Annotated in this window: 5 protein-coding genes; all 5 read right to left on the reverse strand. The window is 65.5% G+C overall.

Annotated features, from left to right (window positions below):
- Positions 1-18: 18 nt before the first annotated feature.
- Entirely contained in the window at positions 19-438 is a 420-nt protein-coding gene (locus tag QWZ14_RS05680; RefSeq protein ID WP_290315661.1) for an IS66 family transposase, read from the reverse strand.
- Between the two features lie 58 nt (positions 439-496).
- A complete protein-coding gene (gene tnpB, locus QWZ14_RS05685) occupies positions 497-847 on the reverse strand; it encodes an IS66 family insertion sequence element accessory protein TnpB (protein WP_133292072.1) in 351 nt (116 codons plus the stop codon).
- Complete coding sequence (gene tnpA / locus QWZ14_RS05690) at positions 844-1,242, reverse strand: IS66-like element accessory protein TnpA (RefSeq protein WP_290315662.1); 399 nt, start codon at positions 1,240-1,242, stop codon at positions 844-846. The genes tnpB and tnpA overlap by 4 nt, the downstream gene beginning before the upstream one ends.
- A gap of 53 nt (positions 1,243-1,295) precedes the next feature.
- Positions 1,296-1,565, reverse strand: coding sequence for a hypothetical protein (locus QWZ14_RS05695; protein ID WP_290315663.1), 270 nt, complete (start codon positions 1,563-1,565; stop codon positions 1,296-1,298).
- A gap of 93 nt (positions 1,566-1,658) precedes the next feature.
- Positions 1,659-3,539, reverse strand: coding sequence for a hypothetical protein (locus QWZ14_RS05700; protein ID WP_290315664.1), 1,881 nt, complete (start codon positions 3,537-3,539; stop codon positions 1,659-1,661).
- Positions 3,540-3,621 lie beyond the last annotated feature (82 nt).

Here is a 3,621-nt window from a genome sequence, read left to right on the forward strand (position 1 = left end):
ACCGCATCTGCGGGGGCATCAACACGCGTAGTCGAGCACCTCGGTCACGTCCTCCCCAAGGCGGCGCAATGTGCCGCCGCAGGCCGCGCATCCCTGCGCCCCGGCGCCATGCTCCACCACCTCGCGCGGCAGGTGCTCCGGAAACGGGCGGCGGGCAGGCTTGCGGCGCTCTGGCCTGGCCGCGGCATCCGCCGGATCCTCGGCGGGTGGCGGGGTGGGCGCCTCCGTCTCCAGCTCCTCGAGCGCCAGCTCCAGCTGATCGGCCTCAGCTGCCAGCCGCTCCGACGAGCGGCCGAACTGCAGCCGCCGCAGCCGGGCCAGCTGCAGCCGGAGCCGCTCGATCAGCGCGCGCTGATCGGCCAGCGCCGCGGCCTGCGCCAGCACGATGGCGCGCAGCGCGTCGGCGTCGTCGGGCAGGGCGGCGAGATCGATGACCACGACGGCATGATCGGCGATGCCACCGGCACATACCGAATGAATCCTCTGCGAGCAGGCGCTATCCCGCCATCTCCGGCCGCCAAGTGCGGGCGGGCATGCGCCAGTCGATACCCTCCAGCAGCATCGAGAGCTGCGCCGGCGTCAGCGACACCACGCCGTCCTTGGCCTGCGGCCAGACGAAGTGGCCGCGCTCCAGCCGCTTGGCGTAGAGCACCAGGCCCTGGCCATCCCACCACAGCGCCTTGACCAGATCGCCGCGGCGGCCGCGGAACACGAAGAGCTGCCCGCTGAACGGGTCCTGCCCGAGCGCCTCCTGCACCTGCCGCGCCAAGCCGTCGAAGCCGCGTCGCATGTCGGTGGGGCCTGCGGCCAGCCAGACCCGCACGCCCGGTGGCGGACCCGGGATCACCCGCGCAGCGCCGCCAGCACCCGCCGCAGGGCGACTAGACCGATCTCCTCGCCCACCCGCACCCGGCTGCCGTCGGGCAGCTCGATCTCGATCGCCGCAGCCTTCCGGGATGGTGGCGGTGTGGGCTCCGGCTCGGGCGGCACCTCGTCACGGTGATCGGCAACAGCAACGCGGACCGGCACGAACTCCGGCATCGGCTCGGCCACCAACAGACCGTCCCGGGCTTGGCGCCGCCACTGGAACACCAGGCTGCGGTAAATGCCGTGTCGGGCCGCTACCTCTGCCACCTGCACGCCGGGCGCATTGCATTCAGCGAGAATGCGGAGCTTGTCCGCCACGCTCCAACGACGCCGCCGCTCGCGCCCGGTGATGATTTCAACCGCCCCGCTGCCCATGACCTTACAGACGACCTTACGCCCGACGTTAAGGCCGCCAGCCTCAACGGACGTCAGAGGCCAGGGAAGGCGGCGGAGGCCGGACGCTTACGGGTCCAGACCAGCCCGATCAGCCGCCGGCGCAGCGTGAGGTCTGGCTTGCGGCCACGGCGGTGCACGCCGATCCGCTCGCGGTCCATGGCCTCCAACTCAGCCTCGACCGTAAAGAAGAAGACCCCGATGTCGGCCAGGGCATTCCAGCCGTCACCACGGCTGGGGCGGGGAACACGGCGGACGGAAGGTGGAGGCAGGTCAGCATTGCTGCGTAGGCTGGTGCGAGACATCGGCCCAACATGGTGAGGCTCAGCCGGCGCACCGCTCTACGTGTCAATACCGACCTGAAAGATCAGGCTTATTTCGCGTTCAGACTCTAACGCTCATCTTTCCAGCCTTTCCCGAAGCACGCCAGTCACCGTCAGGATAGTGAGCGAGGTCACGATCCACCCAAGGGTCGCGTAGAGCGCCTTGGCCCAGTGCCACAGCACTGCCCCGTCGCGCGGGCTGCAGCGGATTTCCTGCCGCAGGTCGAGTAGAGGAATGAAGACGTCGGCTGCGTAGAGGAAAGGCTGAATCGAATCGCCACAGGGAATCGGCGTCGCGCCCCGGCCGCCAAACGGTATCAATGCCTTCGGCGCTGATCCGGGATCACCGGGATCCTCCAGTACGACGTCCCGCCCTAGCGAGGTTTCGACGAATAGGACCTGTTCCAGGCCACGTAGATCAAACAGCGTCAGCGGCGGGTAGTCCCGTCCGAGAAAGTGGAAGGCGGGCAGCTCCACCATGTCCCGGTTAGCGCAGAGCACACCGCCCCAGCCGACAAGCAGCAAGCCTTGGAAGGTCGCAATGGCATAGGCCGGGCGCAAGCCAAAGCCCGAGCTGAGGCGGTAGAGTTCGTGCAGCAGCAGCCGGCCCCCGGAGAGCAGCAGAAAGGCTAGAATGCCGGCGAGCAGGCTGAGTTCGATAGAGATGCCAAGCGACGCGCAGCACGTCGCTAACGCGGTGGCAATGGGCAGCCAAGTTTTCCAGCGCGTAGCGAAGTCGCGCGCCTGCAGCATGCCTTCGACCTGCATCTGATCAGAGATGATCTCACGTGCATCGTTCAAGCGGCCCGCCGTCCGATAGAGGCGGGCAACCTGCGCATGCTGTTCGGAATCGAAATCGTCCGGGGAGGTCCAACCCTTGCCAGGAGGACGCTGCAGGTGCAGCCAATCGCGCCGCAGTTTCCAACTAGTGTTCCGGACGACGGGCGGGGCGAACTGCGCTGCGACACCCAGTGGCGGATCTGGCGTGTCGAGCTGCTCATAAACGAAGCCCTGCATGCTCAAGCGGACTTGGTCACCCCACTGCATACCTCCATCATCATCCAGCGGCCCCACGCGCGCTGCGACAAGGCTGATAGGGATTCGCATATGGATGCCGTCATAGCGGCGGAGTCCTGCCTGCACTCGAGCACAGCTGGCCTCCGGCAGCGCGGTCCAGTGTGTCCCAAAGACGGGTGGGACTGGCCATTCACCGGCCGGGGGTGCATTTGACGTAATCGTCGCCGCTGGTTTGCGGAAGGGCCTATCGTACACGAAGCGCGGAGAACAATGCAGCGGCATACCCTGCGTATCTTGAATTGGATTGTCTTCCAACATGTCCACCATCCCGCTGGCTCGAACACGGAATTTAGCGCTGAACAACACACCACTATATTCGACTAGTGCACGGAATAACCAGTTTTTGCCCTCGCGCACCGGCTGCAGCCGAAGCTCATCGGCGTAGGCTGTCGGGTCGACACCCAAAACCTCCAAAACACCGGGATCCTCGATGATGTGGAAGGCGCCTGCATCAGCCCAGACGTGATGGCAGAATAGCTTCAAGTATTCTGTAGCCGCCTCCGGATCGAGTTTCGGCGGCCGCGTTGCGTTGAGCAGGTGCAGTGAATTCGAGACACCGAACAGCGGAGACGTGCGGTTGCCGCCATCCCAGAGCAAGGCGACAACCCCTGGCGACGGGGTGGTGACGAGCGCTTCGACCAGCTGCCAGCCGGGGTAGCAGCGTAGGGCGGTCGCGCGCATAAACCCTAGCCGTTCAGGATCCAGATCTGTTTTGGCTATGAAGCAGGGCGGTGCGGGTTCGCCGGGCGAACCTTGTCGCTTGCCGATAGTCAGGCCGCCCTGCAGCCGCGCACCCTCAAAATTGAGGGAAGGAAAGGCTAATGACAGGCCCGACATATCCAATTGGTTTATCCGGCAGCGTCCCTTCACCTCTGCCATAACGGCGGCGACGTTCCCGTTAACCTTGGCAGTCAGTAACCAGTCTCCTTCAGTAACTAACCTGGATTATGCGCGAAGGCTG

It is taken from the genome of Paeniroseomonas aquatica, from assembly GCF_030409335.1.
GTDB classification, from domain to species: Bacteria; Pseudomonadota; Alphaproteobacteria; order Acetobacterales; family Acetobacteraceae; genus Belnapia; species Belnapia aquatica.